At 59.5% G+C, this 20757-nt stretch carries 14 protein-coding genes; 5 read left to right on the top strand and 9 right to left on the bottom strand.

Features of this window, described 5'->3' with window-relative positions; translation table 11 throughout:
• Positions 1 to 34 precede the first annotated feature (34 nt).
• On the top strand, positions 35 to 625 hold the full coding sequence (gene sigX, locus KGB06_RS14175; RefSeq protein WP_223516727.1) for an RNA polymerase sigma factor SigX: 591 nt from the start codon (positions 35 to 37) through the stop codon (positions 623 to 625).
• Between the two features lie 107 nt (positions 626 to 732).
• On the top strand, positions 733 to 1776 hold the full coding sequence (locus tag KGB06_RS14170) for an OmpA family protein (RefSeq protein ID WP_223516725.1): 1044 nt from the start codon (positions 733 to 735) through the stop codon (positions 1774 to 1776).
• Positions 1777 to 1861: 85 nt separating this feature from the next.
• On the opposite strand, the gene cobA is transcribed toward KGB06_RS14170, so the two are convergent.
• The 8 genes from cobA to KGB06_RS14130 all read right to left on the bottom strand — a co-directional run bounded on the left by cobA (position 1862) and on the right by KGB06_RS14130 (position 13581).
• The gene (gene cobA, locus KGB06_RS14165; RefSeq protein ID WP_223516723.1) at positions 1862 to 2626 is read right to left on the bottom strand and encodes a uroporphyrinogen-III C-methyltransferase; all 765 of its coding nucleotides are present in this window, start codon (positions 2624 to 2626) and stop codon (positions 1862 to 1864) included.
• 10 nt (positions 2627 to 2636) lie between these two features.
• Positions 2637 to 5354 (bottom strand): nitrate reductase, encoded by a 2718-nt coding sequence (locus KGB06_RS14160; protein WP_223516721.1) that lies wholly within the window; start codon positions 5352 to 5354, stop codon positions 2637 to 2639.
• A complete protein-coding gene (nirD, locus tag KGB06_RS14155; protein WP_223516719.1) occupies positions 5354 to 5671 on the bottom strand; it encodes a nitrite reductase small subunit NirD in 318 nt (105 codons plus the stop codon). The genes KGB06_RS14160 and nirD overlap by 1 nt, the downstream gene beginning before the upstream one ends.
• Positions 5668 to 8121: a nitrite reductase large subunit NirB gene (gene nirB / locus KGB06_RS14150; protein WP_223516717.1), complete on the bottom strand. Its 2454-nt coding sequence runs from the start codon at positions 8119 to 8121 to the stop codon at positions 5668 to 5670. Before nirB ends, nirD begins: the two co-directional genes overlap by 4 nt.
• A 427-nt stretch (positions 8122 to 8548) precedes the next feature.
• Positions 8549 to 10219 (bottom strand): bifunctional protein-serine/threonine kinase/phosphatase, encoded by a 1671-nt coding sequence (locus KGB06_RS14145; protein ID WP_223516716.1) that lies wholly within the window; start codon positions 10217 to 10219, stop codon positions 8549 to 8551.
• Between the two features lie 7 nt (positions 10220 to 10226).
• Positions 10227 to 11438: a nitrate/nitrite transporter gene (locus KGB06_RS14140; RefSeq protein ID WP_223516714.1), complete on the bottom strand. Its 1212-nt coding sequence runs from the start codon at positions 11436 to 11438 to the stop codon at positions 10227 to 10229.
• Positions 11439 to 11778: 340 nt separating this feature from the next.
• Positions 11779 to 12354 (bottom strand): ANTAR domain-containing response regulator, encoded by a 576-nt coding sequence (locus tag KGB06_RS14135; RefSeq protein WP_223516712.1) that lies wholly within the window; start codon positions 12352 to 12354, stop codon positions 11779 to 11781.
• Between the two features lie 15 nt (positions 12355 to 12369).
• Positions 12370 to 13581 carry a CmpA/NrtA family ABC transporter substrate-binding protein gene (locus KGB06_RS14130; RefSeq protein ID WP_223516710.1) on the bottom strand — a complete coding sequence of 404 codons (1212 nt, stop codon included), beginning with the start codon at positions 13579 to 13581 and terminating at the stop codon, positions 12370 to 12372.
• A 226-nt stretch (positions 13582 to 13807) separates the two neighbouring features.
• Here KGB06_RS14130 and KGB06_RS14125 point away from each other — a divergent pair, with 226 nt between their 5' ends.
• Positions 13808 to 14827 (top strand): quinone-dependent dihydroorotate dehydrogenase, encoded by a 1020-nt coding sequence (locus KGB06_RS14125; protein ID WP_223516708.1) that lies wholly within the window; start codon positions 13808 to 13810, stop codon positions 14825 to 14827.
• Positions 14828 to 15045: 218 nt separating this feature from the next.
• Here the strand turns inward: KGB06_RS14125 and rmf are convergent, their stop codons facing one another.
• Positions 15046 to 15264, bottom strand: coding sequence for a ribosome modulation factor (rmf, locus tag KGB06_RS14120; RefSeq protein ID WP_007948532.1), 219 nt, complete (start codon positions 15262 to 15264; stop codon positions 15046 to 15048).
• 529 nt (positions 15265 to 15793) lie between these two features.
• Between rmf and rlmKL the strand changes: the two genes are divergently transcribed.
• Together rlmKL and KGB06_RS14110 are read left to right on the top strand one after the other, a co-directional pair.
• Positions 15794 to 18064, top strand: coding sequence for a bifunctional 23S rRNA (guanine(2069)-N(7))-methyltransferase RlmK/23S rRNA (guanine(2445)-N(2))-methyltransferase RlmL (gene rlmKL, locus KGB06_RS14115; RefSeq protein ID WP_223516707.1), 2271 nt, complete (start codon positions 15794 to 15796; stop codon positions 18062 to 18064).
• Positions 18065 to 18205: 141 nt separating this feature from the next.
• Positions 18206 to 20605 carry a GGDEF domain-containing protein gene (locus KGB06_RS14110; RefSeq protein ID WP_223516705.1) on the top strand — a complete coding sequence of 800 codons (2400 nt, stop codon included), beginning with the start codon at positions 18206 to 18208 and terminating at the stop codon, positions 20603 to 20605.
• Positions 20606 to 20757: the final 152 nt, after the last annotated feature.

Raw genomic sequence — 20757 nt, 5'->3', positions numbered from 1 at the left:
GCGGACATTGACCTGACTGTCGGCCCGACTTGTTTTGAATAAAGCTCAATCGCTCTCCACGCGCTACGACCCCCGCGAGCTCTCTGATGAGGAGTTGGTCGCGCGCTCGCATACCGAGCTGTTTCACGTAACGCGTGCATATGAAGAACTGATGCGGCGTTACCAGCGAACATTATTTAATGTCTGTGCCCGATACCTTGGGAACGATCGCGACGCAGACGATGTCTGTCAGGAAGTGATGCTGAAGGTGCTGTATGGCTTGAAGAACTTTGAAGGGAAATCGAAGTTCAAGACGTGGCTATATAGCATCACGTACAACGAATGCATCACACAGTATCGGAAGGAACGGCGAAAGCGTCGCTTGATGGACGCTTTAAGTCTGGACCCCCTCGAGGAAGCATCTGAAGAAAAGATGCCGAAACCTGAGGATAAGGGTGGACTTGATCGCTGGCTTGTGTATGTAAACCCGATTGACCGTGAAATTTTGGTGCTACGATTTGTCGCAGAGCTGGAATTTCAGGAGATCGCGGATATTATGCATATGGGATTGAGTGCAACAAAAATGCGGTACAAACGCGCTCTTGATAAATTGCGTGAGAAATTTGCAGACAGTGCTGAAACTTAGTTCAGCGCAAATATCTCTTACGTGTAGGCTAGTTCTGATAGACTAGCCGCCGAGTTGTCCCCCGGTTTGAGGGACTGCTTTACAATCACCAGATGGGGATTTAACGGATGAAACTGAAAAACACCTTGGGCTTGGCCATTGGTACTCTTATTGCCGCTACTTCTTTCGGCGTTCTGGCACAAGGCCAAGGCGCTTTTGAAGGCGAGCTTAACTACGGGAAAAAGTACAACGACAGCGTTAACGACGTTGAAGACGGTTACACTCCTGGCGCCTCCATCGGTTACTTCTTGACCGACGATGTATCGGTGAACTTCACCTACAACGCTGAAGACTACACCCGTTCGGACAACAACACTGGCAATCAGAAAATCGAAGGCGACAGCTTCGGTCTGAACACTCAATACCACTTCAACAACGCTGGCGACGCTCTGCGTCCTTACGTTCAAGGTGGTGTTAAGCACGGCAGCATGACCAACGTTAAAGCTAACGGCCACAGCGGTCGTGACCAGTCGACTTTCCTGACTGCTGGCGCTGGCCTGAAGTACTACTTCGTGGAAAACGTCTACGCCCGTGCTGGCGTAGAAGCTGACTACAAGCTGGACAACGGCCGTTGGGACTACATTCCTTCCATTGGCCTGGGCGTGAACTTCGGTGGCGGCAACAAGCCAGTTGCTGCAGCTCCAGCACCAGAAGTTTGCTCCGACAGCGACAACGATGGCGTGTGCGACAACGTTGACAAGTGCCCAGACACCCCAGCCAACGTAACTGTTGACGCTGATGGCTGCCCGGCAGTTGCTGAAGTTGTTCGTGTTGAGCTGGACGTGAAATTCGACTTCGACAAGTCGGCAGTCAAGCCAGACAGCTACGCTGACATCAAGAACCTGGCTGATTTCATGAAGCAGTACCCAGCCACCAGCACTACTGTTGAAGGTCACACTGACAACGTCGGTCCTGACGCTTACAACCAGAAACTGTCCGAGCGTCGTGCAAACGCCGTTAAGCAAGTTCTGACCAACCAGTACGGTGTTGAATCGTCGCGCGTTCAGTCTGTTGGCTACGGCGAATCCCGCCCAGTTGCTGACAACAAAACCGCTGAAGGTCGTGCTATCAACCGTCGCGTAGAAGCGCAGGTTGAAGCTAACGCTAAGTAATTAGCGCACAGCTCTGAGAAAAGCCCGGCTTAGGCCGGGCTTTTCTTTGTCTGCGATTTGGTGAAATGGAGTGATTCAGGCAGCTTTACGCTGGTTGATCCGCCGTCATCGCAGGCAAGCCGTGCTCCCACAGGGATCGAGTCGCACAGGCCGCGACCGCGCCAATCACCAGGATGGCCGGGCTTTTCAGTTCGAAGGCACAGGCATCTTCTTCCATCGCCTTTAAGCTGCTCCGGCATTCCCTTTGATGCGGCAACGATGCATTTTCAATCATCGCTACCGGCGTATCGGCTGCCATTGCACCAGCCAGCAGTTGCTCACGGATCTCGCTGAGCTTCGCCACACCCATGTAAATCACCAGTGTCGTGCCACCTTGGGCCAGCGCCTGCCAGTTAAGGCTGCTGCCATCCTGAGTGTGGGCGGTGACCAGCGTTACCCCTCGTGCCACGCCGCGCAGGGTTAGCGGAATATCGCATTGCGTCGCGCCAGCCAGCCCGGCAGTGATGCCATTGACCAGTTCAACCTCGACACCACGTTCGCGCAACCACTGTGCTTCTTCACCACCACGCCCGAAGATGCACGGGTCGCCACCCTTGAGCCGAACCACGCATTTGCCGTGACGGGCATAACGCAACATCAAACGATGAATGAATTCTTGCGGAGTAGAGCGACAGCCACCGCGCTTACCCACAGGAATAATCCGCGCGCCGCAGCAGTGCTCCAGCACCGCGTCGTTGACCAGATCGTCGATCAGCACCACATCCGCTTCTCTCAATGCCCGAACAGCTTTGAGCGTCAGTAATTCAGGGTCACCGGGACCCGCACCCACCAGCCAGACTTTTGCGCTCATAGTGTTTTCCTCACGAGATGGCGGCTTGCGGCTGCGCGGTGGCGGCCAGCAAACGCTTGATTTCCGGGACGCAGGAACCGCATTGCGTGCCGCAACCCAATTCTTGTTTCAACCCCTGCAAGTCCAGGCCACGACGAATGCCGGCGCAGACCGCGTTTTGGCTGACGTTTTTGCAGTTGCACAGGGTTTTGTTGCCGGTCGCTTCGGCATCGACCTGGCCCGGCGGGGCACTTAGTGGCGCGAGCAGCCAACGCCGTAGCTGTTCATCGGCGCGACCTTCGAGCCAGAGGTTCTGCAGCCAGTGTCGGGCGAGGGTTTCACCCGCCAAACGGATCGTAGTGATCCGGCCGTTCTCGATCCGCACCCGCTTACCGATGGAGCGTCGTGGGTCGTCGTAGGCCAGGACCGGGCCGTCATTGAGCCCCAGGCATTGATCGATTTCCCGTAGCAGTTGCGGATCTGGCGCGGTGGGACTGGCAGCGCGTATCAGCAGCGCAGGGCGCTCACGGCCAGCAAGGCTGAGGCTGACGTAGGAAAACGTCTCGCAGAGCGGGCGTAGAGTCTCAAAATGCTGTTGGACATCGCCCTCTATCAGCGCGAAAAGGTGCCAAGGCAATTGGACCGGTTCGAGGCGTACGCCACTGTGTTTAAGCTCCGGTTGTTTCGACAAAGGGTCGAAGGCGGGGAGCGTGAGGGTGTTTATGCCACCCTTAAGAAAACGGTCACCAAAATGCATCGGCAAAAAGGCTTGGCCCGGACGCACGCTGTCATCACTGGCGACCGGCACGATCACTGCGCCGCGGCGGCTTTTCAGGCTGATCAGATCACCGGATTGCAGGCGATGCCGGCGCAGTTCATCGGGGTGCAGGCTCAACACGGCTTCGCTGACATGTCCGAACAGCTGCGCGGCGGTGCCGGTGCGGCTCATACCGTGCCATTGATCGCGCAGGCGACCGGTGATCAGCGTCAGCGGGAAGCGTGCATCCCGTTGTTCCTTGGCGGCGCGATACGGATCTGCCACGAACTGCGCGCGGCCACTGGCGGTCGGGAAAATACCGTCCAGATACAGCCGGGCGGTGCCTGCGCTGGAACCCGTAGGAAAAGGCCATTGTTGCGGACCGATTTTGTCGATCAGCGCGTGGCTGATTCCAGACAAATCCAGATCGCGGCCGCGCGTCAGCTGTTTGTATTCGTCGAAGACCTGCGCCGGGGTTTCAAAGGCAAACAGGCTGGCCGCTTCCGGGCGCAGACGTTTCTCCAGACGCTGTGCAAAATCCACCGTGATAGCCCAGTCCGGACGCGCTTCACCGGGTGCGATGATCGCCCGGCGGACGTGGGAAATACGCCGCTCGGAGTTGGTGACCGTGCCGTCTTTTTCACCCCAACTAGCGGCGGGCAGCAGCAGATCGGCGAACGCAGCGGTTTCGGTGGTGCGGAAAGCCTCTTGCAGCACCACGAACGGACAAGTCTCCAAAGCGGCGCGCACGGCAGTCTGATCGGGAAGGGACTGCGCGGGGTTGGTACACGCGATCCACAAGGCTTTGATCTTTCCGCTACCCACCTGCTCAAACAACTCGATGGCGCTCAGCCCCGGGTTTTCCGGCAGGTGATCAACGCCCCAATAAGTCGCCACCTCGGCACGGTGCTGCGCATTGGCGGCGTCGCGATGCCCCGGCAGCAGGTTGGACAGACTGCCAGTTTCGCGCCCGCCCATGGCATTTGGCTGACCGGTCAACGAGAAAGGTCCTGCACCCGGCCGGCCAATTTGCCCGGTCGCCAGGTGTAAATTAATCAGGGCGCTGTTTTTTGCGCTGCCGGCGGTGGACTGGTTCAGCCCCATGCACCACAGCGACAGGAAACTCGCTGAAGTACCGACCCATTCGGCGCATTGCTGCAGTTGTTCGCTGCTGATTCCGCACAGCTGCGACACCATCTGCGGTGTGTAATCGCGCACCAGACTCTTCAACTCGGCCAGGCCTTCGGTATGGGCCTTGATGTAGTCGCGGTCGATCCAGTCTTCCCACAGCAGCAGGTGCAAAATCCCATGGAACAAGGCGACATCGGTCCCCGGAAGAATCGCCAGGTGCAGGTCAGCCAAATCGCAAGTGTCGGTACGACGCGGGTCGATGACGATGACTTTCATCTGTGGTCGCTGGGATTTGGCTTCTTCCAGACGACGAAACAGCACCGGGTGGGCGTAGGCCATGTTGCTGCCGACGATCATCACGCAGTCGCTCAGTTCCAGGTCTTCATAGCTGCATGGCGGCGCATCGGCGCCCAGGCTGCGTTTATAGCCGACCACCGCCGACGACATGCACAGCCGCGAATTGCTGTCGATGTTATTGGTGCCTACCAGCGCTCGCGCCAGTTTGTTGAAGGCGTAGTAGTCCTCGGTCAGCAACTGCCCGGAAATGTAGAACGCCACGCTGTCCGGGCCGTGCTCGGCAATGGTTTGTGCGAAAACGCTGGCGGCGTGGTCGAGGGCGTTGTCCCAGTCGGTGCGGCCACGCGCCAGGCCTTTGCCGAGGCGCAGTTCGGGGTACAACGCCCGCGCCGTCAAGTCGCCGGTCAAATGCAGGGTTGATCCCTTGCTGCACAACTTGCCGAAGTTGGCCGGGTGCGCCGGATCGCCGCTGACGCCGAGGATGCGCTCGCCGTCATGCTCGATCAGCACCCCGCAGCCAACCCCGCAATAGCAGCAGGTAGACGCGGTGATCTGGCGGTCCATCAGCCTGCGTCCCGCAGGGCCAGCATCACTCGGCCATTTTCGACCCGCGCCGGGTGGTGATGGGCGCAGCCGATGTCCGGGGCCTGGGCTTCGCCAGTTTCCAGATCGATCTGCCAGTTGTGCAGCGGGCAGGCCACACGCTTGCCGTAGATCAAGCCTTGGGACAGTGGCCCGCCCTTGTGCGGGCAGCGGTCGTCGAGGGCGAAAACCTCATCGTCGCTGGTACGAAAAATCGCGATGTCACCTTTGGGGCCGGCGATGATCCGTGAACCCAAGGCGTTGATTTCTTCCAGTGCGCAGATATCCAGCCAGTTCATGCCAGCACCTCCAGGTTTTTCACGGGAATGACGTCGAATTCTTTTTTCAGCAGCGGCTGTTCCAGGCGTTCCTTCCACGGATCCTGTTCGAACGACAGGGAGAATTGCAGGCGATCATTGAGCGCCTTGCGTCGCTCCGGGTCTTCCAGCACGGCTTTCTTGATGTGGTCCATGCCGACCCGTTGCAGGTAATGCACGGTACGTTCGAGGTAGAAGGCTTCTTCGCGATAGAGCTGCAGGAACGCGCCGTTGTATTCGCGCACTTCTTCAGCGGTTTTCAATTTGACGAAAAACTCGGCGACTTCAGTTTTAATCCCGCCGTTGCCACCGATGTACATCTCCCAACCGGAGTCGACACCGATAATGCCTACGTCCTTGATGCCCGCTTCCGAGCAGTTGCGTGGGCAACCGGAGACCGCCAGTTTCACTTTGTGCGGCGACCACATGTTGAACAGGTCATGCTCCAGTTCGATGCCCAACTGCGTGGAATTCTGCGTGCCGAAACGGCAGAACTCGCTGCCGACGCAGGTCTTCACGGTGCGGATGGATTTGCCGTAGGCATGGCCGGACGGCATGTCGAGGTCCTTCCAGACGCCCGGCAAATCCTGTTTCTTGATCCCCAGCAAGTCGATACGCTGACCGCCGGTGACCTTGACCATCGGCACGTTGTACTTGTCGGCGACGTCGGCGATGCGGCGCAATTCCGAAGGGTTGGTCACACCGCCCCACATCCGCGGGACAACCGAGTAGGTGCCGTCTTTCTGAATGTTGGCGTGGGCGCGTTCGTTGATCAGGCGCGACTGCGGGTCATCCTTGGCTTCGCCCGGCCAGGTAGAAATCAGGTAGTAGTTGAGCGCTGGGCGGCAGGTAGCGCAGCCGTTCGGGGTGCGCCAGTTCAAGTAGCTGATGGTCCCGGCGATCGTCAGTAAATGCTGATCGCGGATGGCCTGGCGGATTTGCCCGTGGTTGAGGTCGCTGCAACCGCAGATGGCTTTTTCGCTTTTCGGTTTGACATCTGCCGCGCCGCCCACGGTGTTGATCAGGATCTGCTCGACGAGACCGGCGCAGGAGCCGCAGGAGCTGGCCGCCTTGGTGTGTTTCTTGACCTCGTCGACACTGAACAGCCCATGTTCCTGAATCGCTTTGACGATGGTGCCTTTGCACACGCCGTTGCAGCCACAGACTTCGGCGGTGTCGGCCATGCTCATGGCTTTATCCTGGCCTTGATGTCCTACATCGCCGAGCGCGTTTTCGCCGAACATCAGGTGATCGCGGATCTCGCCAATGGCGTGATTCTCACGAATCTGCCGGAAATACCAACCGCCATCTGCCGTATCGCCGTACAGACAGGCGCCGACCAAAACGTCATCCTTGATCACCAGTTTTTTGTAGACCCCGCCAATCGGGTCGGAGAGGGTGATGGTTTCCGTGCCTTCGCCGCCCATGAAGTCGCCGGCGGAGAACAGGTCAATGCCGGTGACTTTCAATTTGGTCGACGTCACCGAGCCCTGATAGCGTGCGAAGCCCAATTGTGCGAGGTGATTGGCGCAAACCTTAGCTTGCTCGAACAGTGGCGCAACGAGGCCGTAGGCGATGCCGCGATGGCTGGCGCATTCACCGATGGCGTAGACCCGTGGGTCGTAGGTTTGCATTGTGTCGTTGACCAGAATCCCGCGATTACAGGGGATGCCGGATTTTTCCGCGAGTTCGGTGTTGGGGCGAATGCCGGCGGCCATCACCACCAGGTCGGCGGGAATGATGTCGCCGTTCTTGAACTCAACCGAGCCGACCCGGCCATTGCCGGCATCGTGCAGCGCCTGGGTTTGCTCGCACAGGCGAAAGTGCAGGCCGCGTGCTTCAAGGGCGGTTTGCAGCAGCTGGCCGCTGGTCTTGTCGAGTTGCCGCTCCAGCAGCCATTCGCCGATGTGCACCACGGTGACGTGCATGCCGCGCAGCATCAGGCCGTTGGCGGCTTCCAGACCGAGCAGGCCACCGCCGATGACGACGGCGTGCTTGTGGGTTTTGGCGGTGTTGATCATGGCCTGGGTGTCGGCGATGTCGCGGTAGCCGATCACACCCTGCAAGGTGTTGCCGGGGATCGGCAGAATGAACGGAGTCGAACCGGTGGCGATCAGCAGACGATCGTATTCAGCCTCGCTGCCGTCTTCGGCGATGACCCGGCGTTTGACCCGGTCGATCTCCACCACTTTGCGGTTGAGCAACAGTTTGATGTTGTTGTCCAGGTACCAGTCGAGGTCGTTGAGCACGATCTCTTCGAACGTCTGCTCACCGGCCAGTACCGGCGACAGTAGGATGCGGTTGTAGTTGGTATGGGGTTCGGCGCCGAAGACCGTGATGTCGTACAGCTCGTTACTCAGCTTGAGCAGTTCTTCCAGGGTGCGAACCCCGGCCATGCCGTTGCCGATCATCACCAGTTTTAGTTTTTTCATCAGGTTCTCCGGGGAGCTCCGACCCGCCTCATCAGGGCTTCAGGTCTGGCTCGACAAATTTTGCGCAAACAAAAAAAGGCGTCCCGCTAGTTGCCTAGCGAGGACGCCTTTGTCCTGGTCCCGTTCTCTCGGGAAGCGCAACCTTCGTCGTTGAAGGCCGGGCTTTATGTGTGGTGAAAAGGGTAATGCAGTGGTTGTGCCAAGTTTAAGAACTGCGGATTTGTTGGGGGCAAGAGGGTTTTTACAGGTCGTTATCGAGGTTTTTGCACCGCATCGAAGCGCGTTGCCCGGTTATGGAGCGCTTTGTCGATGGATGTGATGAGACTGTTAGGCCGCCTTCGCGAGCAGGCTCGCTCCCACAATGGATTTGTGGCGTTCATAAAACCCATGTGGGAGCGAGCCTGCTCGCGATGGGCGTGACTCGGTATCAGCGATGAAATACCAAAACCAGCAGCACCAGATTCAGCAGCAATGAAGCCAGTGCGATTGTCCGCCAGACCTTCAGCGGTTCGCGCTCAAGCAAAGGTCTGGGCCGCACGCTCAAACTGCGGCGCTCGCCTTGTTCCAGAAGCAGCAGCCATTCCTCCGCCGTTTCAAAGCGCTGAAGCGGATCCGCCGCGACGGCGCGTTCCAGACATTGCGCAATCCACTCCGGCAAGTCCGGCCGATAACGACTGGCACTGACCGGTACACCGAACCGGGGTCGCTGGAACGCTTCGATTTCACCGTAGGGATAATGCCCGGTCAGCAGGAAGTACAGCGTCACGCCAACCGCGTACAGATCCTGTTGCGGGGTCGGTGCATCTCCGCGAAAGGCTTCCGGTGCAATGTAACTGGGCGTTCCAGGCAGCGCAGAAGGTTGATCCTCCGACAGGCCGGCGCAATACGCGAGGCCGAAATCCAGCAGGCGCAACTCGCCGTCGTCACCCAGCATCAGGTTTTCCGGTTTGATATCGCGGTGCAGAATCTGCCGTCGATGCAGCATGCCGACCGCCCTTAGCAGGCGTTCGGCCAGATCCCGCCATTGCTCAAGCGGCATGGAGCCTACGCCCGTATGCAGTTCTGCCAGCGTAGATCCGGAATATTCGCGCATCACGTAGTACAAATGCTGACGCTGACTGGCGGCATGGACCTCAGGAAAGTGCCGTCCCGCCACGCGTTTTAGAAACCACTCTTCCGAAAGCAGCGCTTGCCCCGCCAGGTGATCGTCGCGTAGCGCAGCGGGCAAGGTTTTCAACAGCCAGGGTTGTTGTTGCCCGTCGCGAACCCGGTAAAGCAGTGACTGCTGGCTGTGGCCGAGTACGCCTTCGACGTGCCAGCCTTCGAAGGATTGACCGGGTTTCAGCGTGGGGGGCAGTGGCCATTGTTGTAAATGCATCAGCGCATCGCCAATGCTTGTTTCTCCCAAGGCATCGACCCGCACCAGCAGGGCGCTGGCATTGTCCTGACTGCCGGCCAGATGCGCGGCATTCACCAGGGTCTGTGCCGCGCTGTCCAGATCGGGCTGATCTCGCAGAATAGCGGCAATGGCGGTGTCGCCCAACACCGCCCAAACGCCGTCGCTGAGCAGTACGAAACTTTCGTTCAGGCGCAATTCGCCATCGAGAAAATCCAGCACCAGATGTTGATCCAGCCCCAGCGCGCGCTTGAGCACATGCTGCATGCCCGGTTGGTCCCAGACATGATCCTCACTGACGCGCTGCAACTGGTCCGCGTGCCAGCGATACACCCGGCAATCTCCTACATGGGCCAGAGTAAAACGCCTGCCGCGCATGACCAAAGCACTGACGGTGGTCAGCAGCGGTTGTCCGCCACCGTTGGCCTGCAACCAGCGGTTTTGCGCCAGCAGCAGGCGGTCCAATGCTTGAGCGACCCCCCAGGTTTGCGGGGTGGCGTAATAGTCCAGCGCCAGGGCCTGCAAGGTCGAACGGGCTGCGAGCCCGCCGTCGGCGCATTGGCTGACCCCGTCGGCAATGGCGAACAAGTACCCCTTGCTGACCGCCAACGCCGGGGCCGGCGTCACCAGGCGCAGGGCATCCTGATTTTCCTCCCGCGGGCCGGTGGCGCTGGCTTGGGCAAAGCTCAGTTGCAGGCTCATCGAGGGCTCAGACCCGAGCCGCCGTCACGGCAGCCGAACCCCAGGTGGTTCTCCAGCGACGTTTCACCCCGTGCAGACCGAACCAGGCCAGAACGCCGAGGCTGGCGAACAACCACAAGGCCAGTTGATAGCTGCCAGTGCTTTGCTTGATCGCGCCCATGCCTGCCGCCAGCGCGAAGCCACCGATACCGCCGGCCATGCCGATCAAACCGGTCATCACACCGATCTCCCGACGAAAGCGCTGCGGCACTAATTGGAAAACCGCGCCGTTACCTGCGCCCAACCCGAGCATGGTGCAGACGAAAAGCGCCAGCGCCGCGTAGGAACTCGGCAGATTGAAACCGACTACCGCGATGCAGATCGCCGCCACCGTGTACATCGCCAGCAACGTGCGAATACCGCCGAAACGGTCCGCCAGCGCACCGCCCAATGGACGCATCAGGCTGCCACCAAACACGCAGGCCGCCGTGTAGTAACCGGCCGTGACCGGGCTCAGGCCGTATTGGTCGTTGAAGTAGCCGGGCAGGGCGCTGGCCAGGCCGATGAAGCCGCCGAAGGTCACGCTGTAGAAAAACATGAACCACCAGCTGTCGCGGTCGCCCAGGGCTTTGAAGTAGTCGGCCATGGACTTGGCTTTCGGCCGCTCAGGTGCGTTTTTCGCCAGCCAGGCGAAGACGATCAGGGTCAGGATCAGCGGGATCAGGGCGAAGCCGAACACGTTGCTCCAGCCGAAAGCGGCCGCCAATACCGGGGCGATCAGCGCGGCGAGCACCGTGCCCGAGTTGCCAGCGCCGGCAATGCCCATGGCTTTGCCCTGATGTTGCGGCGGATACCATTGCGAGGCCAGCGGCAGGGCGACGGCGAAGGACGCACCGGCCATGCCAAGGAACAAGCCAAGGACCAGCGCTTGTTCGTAACTGTGAATCCCGAGTTTCCAGGCGCCGAACAGCGCGCAGATGACGATCACCTGGCCAATCAGCCCAGCAGTTTTTGGCGACAGACGATCCGCCAGCATGCCCATGATAAAGCGCAGCACGGCGCCGGCCAGAATCGGCGTCGCCACTACCAGCCCGCGCTGTTGGGTGGTCAGGTGCAGGTCGGCGGCGATCTGTACGGCCAACGGGCCGAGCAGGTACCAGACCATGAAACTCAGGTCGAAGTAGAGGAAGGCCGCAAACAGTGTTGGCGTATGGCCGGATTTCCAGAAGCTTGAATTCATCGCGCACCTCAGCTGTGAAGAGTCTCGAGAAGGAGTCATGAGCTAGCAGGTGGGGCGCCTGTGGGCCGCACCACCGGCCCCGGGCTGTGGGGCCAAAACGAAAAAACGCCGCCACCCGATTCGCCAGAGGCAAATGGGGTGAGCGACGTCGTTGTCGTAGGTGGGGCAACCGCCGTTGGTTACCTGTGGTGATTACTTAGCCAGATTTGTGCCAACAGCCCGGGACCGAGTTGCAGCCATTCGCGAGCAGGCTCGCTCCCACAGGGGGATTGGGTCTTACACAGATCCAGTGTGGGAGCGAGCCTGCTCGCGAAGAGGCCTTCAAAGGCAGCACAAAACTTCAGCCCAACAACTCACTCATGGCAATAATCTGCTCTGCCACTTGAATCAGCTTCTGCTGCCGGCTCATGGCCTGGCGGCGCATCAGGGTGTAGGCCTCTTCCTCATTGCAGTTTTTCATCTTCATCAGCAACCCCTTGGCCAGCTCGATGCGCTTGCGTTCGGCCAGTTGTTGGTCGCGGGCATGAAGCTGAGCGCGTAACGCCTGGTCACTTTCAAACCGTGCCATGGCCACGTCGAGAATCGGCTGCAAGCGTTGTGCGTGAATACCTTCGACGATATAGGCACTGACCCCGGACTGAATCGCCTGGCGCATCACGCCGGGGTCATGTTCATCGGTAAACATGACGATCGGCCGTGGTTGGTCGCGGGTCACCAGCACTACTTGCTCCATCACATCGCGGCTCGGTGACTCGGTATCGATCAGAATCACGTCCGGACGCACCATTTCGACGCGTTCGGGCAGGTCGATGGTCAGACCCGACTCATCGATCACCTCAAACCCGGCTTCGGTCAGGGCGGCTTTGAGGCGGCCGACTTTCTTCGCGGTATCGTTGATCAGCAGGATACGCAGCATGTTTGCAGTCTCCTGTCAGCGGTGAGCGAATCGTTGCGAGCTGTCGCTCAGGGCGTGCAACTTGAAGCTGCGGGCATAGCCGGACGGATCGGAGCCGTCCCAGACTTTGCCGTCGATCAACTGGCTGCTGCGCATGTCCTGACCACTGGTGGCGACACCGACAGCGGTGGCGGCCTCACGGTACAGATCCAGTTGCTGAACCTGACGGGCCACGTCGAGGTAATCCGGATCGTCTCGCAACAATCCCCAGCGCCGGAACTGAGTCATGAACCACATACCGTCGGATAGGTACGGCACATTGACCTCGCCGCCGGCATGGAAACGCAGCGCGTGCGGGTCCTGCCAGCGATTGCCCAGCCCGTCAGCGTAATCGCCCAGCAGGCGCGGCTCGATGCAGTCGAGGGGCGCGTCGAGGTAGTCGGGCGCGCTCAATAGTTGTGCGGTGCTGCGGCGGTTTTCAGGGTTTTGCTCGATGAACCGGCTGGCTTCCAGAATCGCCATCACCAAGGCTCGCGCGGTGTTGGGGTATTGCTCGACAAACGCACGAGTGCAGCCGAGGACTTTTTCCGGGTGATCGGGCCAAATGGTCTGCGACGTCGCCAGGGTAAAGCCGAGATTCTGCTGCACCGCGCTGGCTGACCATGGCTCACCCACGCAAAAACCATCTATACGTCCGGCTTGCAGGTGCGCGACCATTTGCGGTGGCGGCACTACCACGCTGTCGACATCCTGCAACGGGTGGATGCCCTGACTCGCCAGCCAGTAATACAGCCACATGGCGTGGGTGCCGGTGGGAAATGTCTGGGCGAAGGTGAGTTTTGAGCGAGTTTGGTGCACGTGGTGGTCGAGTGCTTCAGGACTGGTCACGCCCAACGCCTGCAAACCGTGGGAGAGATTGATGCTCTGGCCGTTCTGGTTCAGGCCCATCAGCACTGCCATGTCGGTCGAGACGACGCCGCCGATGCCCAGGTGAACCGCATAAATCAGGCCGTACAGGCTGTGGGCGGCATCAAGTTCGCCGCTGACCAGTTTGTCTCGCAAGTTGGCCCAGGACGACTGGCGCTTGAGGTTCAGGGTCAGGCCGTAGGGCTGGGCGAACCCCTGGGTCGCGGCGACTACGACCGAGGCACAGTCGCTCAAGGCCATGAAACCGAGATTGATGTCGGTCTTTTCCGGGGCATCGCTGCCATTGACCCAGGCCAGAGGGTCGGCTGGAACTTCAATCATCAATAAACACCTTTTAAAAAAAAACGCCGCCAAGGGCTGCTTGCCAGAGCAAGGCCCAATGACGACGCCTTTGTCTTGCGACCCATTGCGCCGTTGGCATGAGTGCTGATACCGGTGACGGTGCAAGGCATATGCCATCGCTCGTTGATTTCATCGCGCGCCTCGCCTGCAACCGGATGCCCGGCTATAATTGCCGCCACTTTTCAGCCCAGAGTCAAACCCGCCCATGTACACCCTGGCCCGTCAGATGTTGTTCAAACTTTCCCCGGAAACCTCCCACGATCTGTCCCTGGACCTGATCGGCGCGGGCGGGCGTTTGGGCCTCAACGGCTTGCTGTGCAAGGCCCCGGCGAAAATGCCGGTGTCGGTCATGGGCCTGGATTTCCCGAACCCGGTGGGTTTGGCGGCCGGTCTGGACAAGAACGGCGCGGCCATCGACGGATTCGCTCAACTGGGTTTTGGTTTTGTCGAAATCGGCACCATCACCCCGCGCCCGCAGCCGGGCAACCCGAAACCACGGATTTTCCGTCTGCCGGAAGCCGAGGCGATCATCAACCGCATGGGGTTCAACAACCTCGGCGTCGATCACCTGCTGGCTCGCGTGGCGGCGGCCAAGTACAAAGGCGTGCTGGGCATCAACATCGGCAAGAACTTCGACACCCCGGTTGAGCGCGCGGTCGACGATTACCTGATCTGCCTGGACAAGGTGTACGCCCACGCCAGCTACGTGACGGTCAATGTCAGCTCGCCCAACACCCCGGGCCTGCGCAGTCTGCAGTTCGGCGATTCGCTCAAGCAGTTGCTCGCTGACCTGGCCACGCGCCGCGCAGAACTGGCGTTGCGCCACGGCAAACATGTCCCGCTGGCGATAAAGATCGCGCCGGACATGACCGACGAAGAAACCGTACAAGTCGCACAAGCGCTGATTGAAACCGGGATGGACGCGGTGATCGCCACCAACACCACCCTGAGCCGTGTTGGCGTCGAAGGCATGGAATACGGTGACGAGGCGGGTGGCCTGTCCGGCGCACCGGTTCGCGACAAGAGCACTAACACCGTAAGAGTGCTGGCGGCAGAACTGGCAGGTCGCTTGCCGATCATCGCCGTGGGCGGCATCACCGAAGGCAAACATGCGGCCGAGAAAATCACGGCGGGTGCGAGCCTGGTGCAGATCTACTCCGGCTTTATCTACAAAGGCCCGGCGTTGATTCGTGAGTCGGTAGACGCCATCGCAGCACTGCGCTAAACCCCCTGTAGGAGCCCGGCTTGCCGGCGATGGTGTCCTTGAGATCGCTATCGCCGGCAAGCCGGGCTTCCTACAAAGGATTGTGTTTAGCCAGAGAGCAGGCATAAAAAAGGGCTCCTCGAAGGAGCCCCTGGGCCGAAGCCCGCCGTCCGGATGGGACGTGCGTGGTTAATTCAGTCAGTCATCAGATTTTCGTGTCGGAGTGTTAGGCCCTGTAATTAATTGCCGACGGCGTGAAGTTCGTTGAGTCTGTGGATTCCCGCAGTGCCGGTCATACCGTCCCAGTTGTCGCCGCGTCCCTCGCGCCAGCCGTTAATCCAGGCTTGGCGTACTGACGGTAGAGTAAATGGGCAAAGCTCACGGGATTTGCCACCAACGCCATATTGATATCCGCGCAAAAATGCTCTTTCCAACGGATCACGCTTAAGTCTTCTCATAGGGTGTTGCCCTCACTTGTTGACTGTATTCATCGCGTAGACCTCAATCGAGGTCTGGCAGAAAAAAACTCTGCCGTTGGGGCCCGCTGCCGGCGTCGCGAGCCAAGGTGTTGACGTCGTTGCGGCGTCAACCTGTATTGAGTTCTAACCAATGCGTCACATCGAGGGAATGATCGTTTTGTCATAAGGACGTAACGATAAAGATGCTATGGCGATAAGTAACACGATGTTTGCCCCGTGTTTGTTGGTAAAGCCCTGTATGATCGGCCCCCCGCAGGATGATGGGGTTAATCCTTAGTGAGAATGACTTCTGTTGCGTGGGAGCATTATTCGACGAAGGGTCGACTTGTGACATTTTGTTGCATCAACTTTTTTATCTGCCTGTGCATCTAAGCTCTTCTAACCTGAGCAGCACTGGTGGGACGGCACACCTTCGTGCCACGCGGGCGCTCTTTTAGAAAAGCGCCTGATTGAAATCCGGGCCGGCAATGCGTTGCCGGTTCACTTAGCTAAAGGCTTTGAAAATCCAATGTCCGATCAATTCGAAATCTTCCTCACTTGCCCCAAAGGCCTTGAAGGCCTGCTGATCGAGGAAGCCGTCGGGCTTGGCCTTGAAGAAGCGCGTGAGCACACCTCTGCCGTGCGCGGCATGGCGACCATGGAAACCGCTTATCGCCTGTGCCTGTGGTCGCGTCTGGCGAACCGGGTGTTGCTGGTGCTCAAGCGTTTCCCGATGAAGGATGCCGAAGACCTGTACCACGGCGTACTGGACATCGAGTGGCAAGACCACATGCTCAACGCCGGTACCCTGGCCGTCGAGTTCAGCGGCCATGGCTCGGGTATCGACAACACCCACTTCGGCGCTTTGAAAGTCAAAGACGCCATCGTCGACAAACTGCGCACCCCGCAAGGCGACCGTCCGTCGATCGATAAACTCAACCCGGACTTGCGCATTCACCTGCGCCTGGACCGTGGCGAAGCGATTCTTTCCCTCGACCTGTCGGGTCACAGTCTGCACCAGCGTGGTTATCGCTTGCAGCAAGGCGCGGCACCGCTGAAGGAAAACCTCGCGGCCGCGATCCTGATCCGTTCCGGCTGGCCACGTATTGCGGCCGAAGGCGGCGCGCTGGCTGACCCGATGTGCGGTGTCGGTACGTTCCTGGTCGAAGCCGCGATGATCGCCGCCGACATGGCGCCGAACCTGCGTCGCGAGCAGTGGGGCTTTACCCATTGGCTGGGCCACGTCCCGGCGTTGTGGAAAAAGCTTCATGAAGAAGCCACTGAACGTTGCGCAGCCGGGTTGGCCAAGCCACCACTGTGGATTCGCGGTTACGAAGCCGACCCGCGCCTGATTCAACCGGGCCGCAACAACGTCGAACGTGCCGGCCTGAGCGAGTGGATCAAGATCTACCAGGGCGAAGTCGGTACGTTCGAGCCGCGTCCGGATCAGAACCAGAAAGGCCTGGTGATCTGTAACCCTCCATACGGCGAGCGTCTGGGTGACGAGGCGAGCTTGCTCTACCTCTATCAGAACCTCGGCGAGCGTCTGCGTCAGGCCTGCTTGAACTGGGAGGCCGCGGTGTTCACTGGAGCGCCGGACTTGGGCAAGCGCATGGGCATTCGTAGCCACAAGCAGTATTCGTTCTGGAACGGCGCGCTGCCGTGCAAGTTGCTGCTGATCAAGGTCACGCCAGACCAGTTCGTCACGGGCGAGCGTCGTACCCCGGAACAACGCCAGGTCGAGCGCGAGCAGGCAGAAGTCGAAGTCGCCGGCAACGATGTGGTGCCGGGCAAGTACGAGAAGTACAACAAGAACGGTAACCCGATCAAACCGGCACCGGTGGTGATCGAGCAACCGCGCTTGAGCGAAGGCGGGCAGATGTTTGCCAATCGCCTGCAGAAAAACCTCAAGGCAATGGGCAAGTGGGTCAAGCGCGAAGGCATCGATTGCTATCGCGTCTACGATGCCGACATGCCGGAATATTCCATGGCCATCGACCTGTATCAGGATTGGGTCCACGTCCAGGAATACGCGGCGCCGAAATCCATCGATCCGGAAAAAGCCTCGGCACGCATGTTCGATGCCCTGGCCGCCATTCCGCAGGCCCTGAACATCGACAAGAGCCGCGTGGTGGTCAAGCGTCGCGAGCGTCAGAGCGGCACCAAGCAGTACGAGCGTCAGGCCGCGCAGGGCAAGTTCGTCGAGGTCAACGAAGGTGGCGTGAAGCTGCTGGTCAACCTCACCGACTACCTCGACACCGGGCTGTTCCTCGATCACCGTCCGATGCGCATGCGCATTCAGAAAGAGGCGGCCGGCAAGCGCTTCCTCAACCTGTATTGCTACACCGCGACGGCCAGTGTTCACGCGGCCAAGGGCGGCGCACGCACCACTACCAGTGTCGACCTGTCGAAAACCTACCTGGACTGGGCGCGACGTAATCTGTCGCTGAACGGTTTCTCTGACAAGAACCGTCTGGAGCAGGGCGATGTGATGGTCTGGCTCGACGCCTGCCGTGACGAATACGACCTGATCTTCATCGACCCGCCGACGTTCTCCAACTCCAAGCGCATGGAAGGGATCTTCGACGTGCAACGCGACCAGGTGCAGTTGATCGACTTGGCCATGGCGCGTCTGGCACCCGGTGGCGTGTTGTATTTCTCCAACAACTTCCGCAAGTTCGCCCTTGAGGAAAACCTCACCGAGCGTTACGCCGTTGAAGAAATCACCGCCCAGACCATCGACCCGGATTTCGCCCGTAACGGCAAGATCCACCGTGCCTGGAAAATCACCGCACGTTGACACCTGAACGGTGGATCCACAGAGCCTTGATTTTTAAAGGCTCTTTGGATTCTTTCAGTACTGGTCAAATTAGTGGCTAATGGCTATAACTCTTCTCATGGCCAATGGGTTTTCCCGCACCTGGCGTTTTGAGTTGCATCTATGTCGTTGCACGCCGTGCGCCCCAGGATCCTGGGTATTATCAGCGAAGATGCCTCGGCCTGGCTGGTCGCGCTGCTGGTATTGATTATGGGTGGCATCCTTACGGGGATACTCGCCTGGTCAACGCTCAATGTATTCCACCATCAACTCAAGCAACGCTTCCAACTGCTGGCCAGTGAGCGTTTTAGCCGCATTGAAGAACGTTTCGTAGACCAGGAGCAGCGCCTCGACGGCCTGCGCCGGTTCTTCTCTAATTCCAGTTCGGTCTCCCGCGAGGAGTTCGACGGTTACACCCAAGCCCTGTTGCACCGGACTCAAGCCTATGAATTCGCGGCGCGAGTGACGCGTGCCGAGCGCGCAGAATTCGAGCGCAAGGCGCGGGGCGAGGGATTGCGCGACTTCACCATTCGTGAACTTGACGGCAACGGTCAACTGCAATTGGCCGCTGAACGCGATGAATACGTGGCGGTGCTTTACAGTCAGACGCAAAGTCGACTGGGCTCGCTGCCGGGTTACGACTTGCTGACCGAGTCGATGCGTCGATCAACCGTTGAGCGGGCGGACAGACTGGGCGCTATGACGGTGTCGCAGCCGATGCATCTGGTCAGTATCGAGCCGGCTTATGAACGTGGCGTGCTGTTGGTGGCCCCGGTGATGCTGCGCAACATGCCAAGCGCTACGGGTGCAAAACCCTACGGTTATGTCATGGCAGTGATCAGCATGCGCCAGTTGCTGGCAGATGGATTGTCGGACTCCACGCACGACTATCTCTCGGTGCGCATTCTCGACTTGTCGATCGACGAACAGCACGAAGCGCTTTTCGAATCCTTCAACGTACCGGCAGCCAGTAGTTTGTCTGCAAGCCGGCTGTTGCGACTGGCCGATCACGATTATCAAGTCGACATCACCCCGAGCGAAGCCTTTGTAAAAGCCAACCATTCTTCGGTGAAGACCCTGATGGTGCTGGGCGGGTTGCTGAGTCTGTTGCTCAGTGTGTTGTTGTACGTGTTGGTCAGTCAGCGTCAGCGCGCGCTGAAAATGGTGGAGCAGCGGACTGAGGAATTACGTGCCCGCGAGCAGGAGCTACGTGGCGCTCACGGCCAGTTGCGTGCTGTGCTGAATGCGGCAACTCAGGTGGCGATCATCGCCACCGACCTGCGCGGGATCATCAATACGTTCAATGCCGGTGCCGAGCAGATGCTGGGTTACGCCAGCGTCGAGGTCGTGGGACACATGACCCTGGAAAACCTGCACTTGCGCCGGGAGTTGGTGGTACGCGCGGCGGAGTTGAGTGCGCGGTATGGCAAACCTATTCCGACCAGTCAGGCGATGTTGGTCAAGGGGGGCGAAGAGGGCGGGCACGAGGCGCGGGAGTGGACGCTGGTTCGCCGCGATGGCAGCCATTTGGCGGTGAACATGCTCGTGACCCCGGTGCTCGACGAGCAAAGTCTGTGGGTCGGTCACCTGGCGATCTGCATCGACATTACCGAACGCAAGCGCGTCCATGAGGCACTGGCGGCGCGGGACGTGTTATTGAAAAAACTCAGCGCCCATGTGCCCGGTGGCATCTATCAATTCAAGATGGAGTTCGACGGTCGCTTCCGTGTGATCTACGTCAGCGACGGTATTCGAGAGATCTACGAACTCGAACCTGATGTGCTGCTGCTCGATGCCGAATCGATCTTCACGCGCATTCACCCACAGGACTCGACCCGGGTCCGTGCTTCGATCCTGGCGTCAGCGGACACCCTTAGCCCGTGGCGCGAGGAATACCGCGTGCAGTTGCCCATACGCGGCCTGCGCTGGGTTCGTGGTGAGGCGACCCCTGAAGAGCTGCCCGGTGGCGGCGTTCTCTGGCATGGCTACATTTCCGACATCTCCGACTTGAAGCGAGTGGAAGAAGAGTTGCGCGCGCTGTCGATCACCGACTCGCTGACCGGGATCCACAACCGCCGTTATTTTCAGGAACGCCTGACCACCGAAATGGTTCGGGTCCAACGTGGCGGGGGCGAGTTGTCGGTGATCATGCTCGACATAGACCACTTCAAGCGCATCAACGACCAGCATGGCCACGCCATGGGGGATCGGGTATTGCAGGCCGTGTGCGAGCGTATCGGTCATCGGTTGCGGCGCACGGATGTGTTCTGTCGCCTCGGGGGGGAAGAATTCATGGTGCTCTGCCCCGACACCGACAGCGAGCAGGCTCAAGTGCTGGCCTTGCAGTTGTGGCAAGGGCTGCGCAGTTCACCGATCGACGCCGTCGGGATCGTCACCGCGAGTTTCGGGATTGCCAGTTGGCGCGTCGGGGAGGGTGTGGATGCGCTGTTGCTGCGGGCAGACTCAGGGGTTTATGTGGCGAAGCTGGCTGGGCGGGATCGGGTTGAGGCGCAGATGAGCTAAGACTGGACTCCTGTAGGAGCGGGCTTGATCTGGCCTAATGAAATTGGACACATCAATAGGGCGCTATGATGGCGCCCAAATCTAAGGTGTGCATGATGATGCGAAAGTCCTATTCCAGCGAGTTCAAGCTCAATGCTTCAAGCATGGTGCTT

The sequence above is a fragment of the Pseudomonas sp. GL-B-19 genome, assembly GCF_019956415.1.
Lineage (GTDB): Bacteria > Pseudomonadota > Gammaproteobacteria > Pseudomonadales > Pseudomonadaceae > Aquipseudomonas.
Note: the sequence above shows the minus strand (reverse complement) of the source record. Positions and strands in the feature narration are given on the sequence as shown.

Coding starts and splice junctions, on each gene's coding strand:
- KGB06_RS14170 (WP_223516725.1), top strand. CDS start 733: ATGAAACTGAAAAACACCTTGGGCTTGGCCATTGGTACTCTTATTGCC.
- cobA (WP_223516723.1), bottom strand. CDS start 2,626: ATGAGCGCAAAAGTCTGGCTGGTGGGTGCGGGTCCCGGTGACCCTGAA.
- KGB06_RS14160 (WP_223516721.1), bottom strand. CDS start 5,354: ATGGACCGCCAGATCACCGCGTCTACCTGCTGCTATTGCGGGGTTGGC.
- nirD (WP_223516719.1), bottom strand. CDS start 5,671: ATGAACTGGCTGGATATCTGCGCACTGGAAGAAATCAACGCCTTGGGT.
- nirB (WP_223516717.1), bottom strand. CDS start 8,121: ATGAAAAAACTAAAACTGGTGATGATCGGCAACGGCATGGCCGGGGTT.
- KGB06_RS14145 (WP_223516716.1), bottom strand. CDS start 10,219: ATGAGCCTGCAACTGAGCTTTGCCCAAGCCAGCGCCACCGGCCCGCGG.
- KGB06_RS14140 (WP_223516714.1), bottom strand. CDS start 11,438: ATGAATTCAAGCTTCTGGAAATCCGGCCATACGCCAACACTGTTTGCG.
- KGB06_RS14135 (WP_223516712.1), bottom strand. CDS start 12,354: ATGCTGCGTATCCTGCTGATCAACGATACCGCGAAGAAAGTCGGCCGC.
- KGB06_RS14130 (WP_223516710.1), bottom strand. CDS start 13,581: ATGATTGAAGTTCCAGCCGACCCTCTGGCCTGGGTCAATGGCAGCGAT.
- KGB06_RS14125 (WP_223516708.1), top strand. CDS start 13,808: ATGTACACCCTGGCCCGTCAGATGTTGTTCAAACTTTCCCCGGAAACC.
- rmf (WP_007948532.1), bottom strand. CDS start 15,264: ATGAGAAGACTTAAGCGTGATCCGTTGGAAAGAGCATTTTTGCGCGGA.
- rlmKL (WP_223516707.1), top strand. CDS start 15,794: ATGTCCGATCAATTCGAAATCTTCCTCACTTGCCCCAAAGGCCTTGAA.
- KGB06_RS14110 (WP_223516705.1), top strand. CDS start 18,206: ATGTCGTTGCACGCCGTGCGCCCCAGGATCCTGGGTATTATCAGCGAA.